This is a genomic window from Pseudonocardia sp. D17 (assembly GCF_036984265.1).
Classification (GTDB): Bacteria; Actinomycetota; Actinomycetes; order Mycobacteriales; family Pseudonocardiaceae; genus Pseudonocardia; species Pseudonocardia benzenivorans.
The window spans coordinates 7,260-10,695 of the sequence record NZ_BPRG01000158.1; the positions used below are offsets into that span (position 1 = coordinate 7,260).

At 72.3% G+C, this 3,436-nt stretch carries 2 protein-coding genes; both read right to left on the reverse strand.

Going from position 1 to position 3,436, the window contains the following annotated elements; translation table 11 throughout:
• On the reverse strand, positions 1 to 966 hold a 966-nt coding region (locus PSD17_RS23410), incomplete at its 3' end, for a glycosyltransferase 87 family protein (protein WP_445261035.1).
• Positions 967 to 981: 15 nt separating this feature from the next.
• Complete coding sequence (locus PSD17_RS23415; protein ID WP_339124521.1) at positions 982 to 3,312, reverse strand: transglycosylase domain-containing protein; 2,331 nt, start codon at positions 3,310 to 3,312, stop codon at positions 982 to 984.
• Positions 3,313 to 3,436 lie beyond the last annotated feature (124 nt).

A 3,436-nucleotide genomic window follows, 5' to 3' on the forward strand; every position in this document is an offset into this window, starting at 1 on the left:
CTGGTTCAGCCGGAAGAACTCCCACCAGCCGGGCGTCCAGAGCAGGGCGACCGGGAGGTTCACCGCCGCCCAGGCGACGAGCGCGGCGACGATCGTCCGGACCGCCGGTCTCAGCCCGCCGGCGTCCCGTCGCCGGATGCCGACGAGCAGCACCGGCAGCAGCAGCATCAGCGGGTAGAGCTTCGCGGCGCCACCGATCCCGATCAGGATCCCGGCGAGCACCGGTCTGCGGCGGGCGAGCGCCAGCATCCCGGCCGTCGCGCAGGCGGCGGCGAGCGCGTCGAAGTTGGTGAACAGGTGCACGAGCACCAGCGGCGACACGGCGACGAGCGTCGCGTCCCACGGGCGGGACGGCCGCAGCCGGCACACCGCCCACGCCACGACCAGCCATGCGAGCGCGAGCCAGGCCGCGGAGATGTCGAAGTACACGACGACCGGCAGCGCCACCGGGAGCGGCATCGTGTCGGCGAGGGCGAGCCAGCCGTCGGTGAGCCGGGCGTTGAACCACTGGAAGAAGCCCGTGACGACGGGGTACTCCATGTAGCGCAGCGTCTCCTGCGGCGTGCCCGCTCCCTCGACCCATGCGTCGCGGTAGGGCACCGAGCCCCGGTCGAGGCCCTCGAGCCCGTAGAGCGGGACGGTGTCGGAGTAGCACATGGCGACGTACTGACGGTCGTTGCGCCAGTCGAGCGCCAGCGACCCGTCCCCGGCGCGGTACTGCTGCAGGCAGGGCGACTTGCCGAGCCAGCTCAGCGCCATCACCACGACGGCGAACAGCAGAACGACGCGCAACGGCGTCCAGAAGCGGCTGCGCCCCACGATCGCGTGCCGCCCGAGCGGGCCGCCGACGAGCCTGCTCGCGGTGGCCGCCATCGGCTCGGTCCAGCTCGGGACGACGCGTGCCGGCACCGGCGCCTCCGCGCGGGCAGTGCGGGTGGCGTCGTCGGGTGCGGACGTCGGGGTCACGGGGCGGGCCGGGCGTCAGTCGCCGCCGTCGCCGCCGCCACCACCACCGCCGCCGCCGCCGCCACCACCACCACCGTCGCCGCCGTCACCACCGCCGCCCCCACCGCCACGGCCGCCGCCACCACCCTGGCCGCCGTTGCCGCCGTTGCCGTTGCCGCCGTTGCCGTTGCCGTTCCCGTTGCCGCGGTTGCTGTTACCGTCGCCGTTGTCGTACCAGTCGCCGTTGTCGCCCGGCGAGTTGTCGGCGGTCGGCTGGGTGGTCGGCTGATCGGAGACCGGCGGCGTGCCGATCGGGACGGACTTGGAGAACTGCTCGACGGGCGTGCCCTTGAGCGCCGCGTTCATGTACTGCTGCCACATGGAGCCGGGCAGCATGCGGCCGTAGACCGGCCGGCCGGCCGAGTTCTTGATCGGCGAGTTGTCGTCGGTGCCGACCCAGACGGCCGTGACGAGCGACGGCGTGTAGCCGATGGTCCAGGCGTCGTTGTTCTGACCGGCGACCGAGCTCTGGACGGTACCGGTCTTGGCCGCGACCGGGCGGCCGCCCGACAGCGCGATCGACGACGACGCCGCGACGTCGGTCATCGACTCGGTCACGTTGCGCGCCACCTGCTGGGGGAACGCGGTCGTGCCCTGGACGGTCCCGACGTCGAACAGGACCCGCCCGTCCGAGGCCGTGACCTTGCTGATCAGGTACGGGTCGTGCCGGACCCCGTCGTCGGCGAACGTCGCGTACGCGGCCGCCATGTCGATCGGGTGGACCTCCTTGTCGCCCAGGGCGATACCACCCGTGGGGGTCGGCAGGAGGTCGCTCGGGATGCCTGCCTGGTGCGCCGCGTCGGCGACCCGCTGCGGGCCGATCTCGACGGCCATCTGGTAGAAGACGGTGTTGATCGACTGCGTCATGGCCGTCTTCACCGAGCAGTTCGCGCAGCTCACGCCCTCGGAGTTGGACACCTTGGTGCCCGCGATCGTCATGGGCGACGAGCCGTTGTAGGTCGTCCCCAGCCCGATCGGGTCGGGCTGCTGCAGCGCTGCGGCGAGCACGAAGGGCTTGAACGACGACCCCGGCTGCTTGAGCACCTGCGCGTAGTCGAGCCCGACGCCGTTGTCACCGCCGTAGTAGGCGACGACGGCGCCCGTCTTCGGGTCGATCGACACCAGCGCCGAGCGCAGGTTCCCCGGCTGGCCCTTCATGACCTTCTGCGCGGCGTTGATCGCGTCCTGCTGGCGCTTCGGGTCGATCGTCGTCGTGATGGTCAGGCCCTCGGTGTTGATCTCGTCGTCGGAGATCCCGCGTGCTTCGAGCTCGGAGCGCACCAGGTTGTAGATGTGCCCGCGGCTGTCGCCGGGGATGCCGCCACCGGTCGGGGTGGGCTGCTTCCAGGCGGGGAACTTCTCCTGGGCGCGGTCGGCCGGCGAGAGCCAGCCCTGGCTGACCATCCCGTCGAGGACGAAGTTCCATCGCTCGAGCGTCTTGTCCGGCGTCTTGGCCGGGTCCCAGCGCGACGGCGACTGGATCATGCCGGCGAGCATCGCGCCCTCCGACACCGTGAGGTCCTGGACGTCCTTGCCGAAGTAGGCCTGGCTCGCCGCCTGGACGCCGTACGCGCCACGGCCCCAGTAGATGACGTTGAGGTAGTTCTCCAGGATCTGGTCCTTGGACTGCTCCTTGGAGATCTTCGCCGCGAGGACGACCTCCCGGTACTTGCGCCACAGGGAGAACTGGTCCTGCCCCGTGGACACCTTGATGTACTGCTGGGTGATCGTCGAGCCACCACCGATACCGCCGGTGACCTGGCTCCATGCCGCCCGGAAGATGCCGGTGATGTCGAAGCCGGGGTTGCTGTAGAAGGAGCGGTCCTCCGCCGCGAGCACGGCCTGGCGGACCTGCAGCGGGACCTTGTCCAGCGTGACGTTGGTGCGGTTGACGTTGTCGGGCCGGACCGTCGCCAGCGGGCTGCCGTCGGCGTAGGTGAACGTCGCGACCTGGGTGATCTTCGCGTCGTCGGCCGTGGGCACCTGGAAGACGAGCCAGCCGATGACGAACGCCAGGATCGGGCCGAGGATGAACACGCCCGCCGCGACGTAGAGGATCCGGCGGATGCGCCGCCACCTCCGCTTGCGCGCGGCCTCGGGACTCAGCGGTTCGTCACCCTTGCCCCCGCCCCGGCCGCCACCGCCGGGGCCACCCGGGCCGCGGGGCGGGCCACCGGGACCACCCGGGCCGCTGCGCGCGGGCGGTCGCTGCGGCGTGACGACGGTGTGCGCCTCCTGCGAGGCGCCCCGCATCATGTCGTCGTGGGTGAGCAGCGGCATCTCCGGCCGGGCCGGGGGCGCCCCCATGGGCCGACCGGGTGGCGGGGGCGCGCCCCGACCGACCGGCGGCTGCGGGCGCGGCGGCCGTGGCGGCGGGCCCACCGGCGGCCGGCCGGGACCCGGCCGGCGGGCGGGGTCGAATCGGGGATCA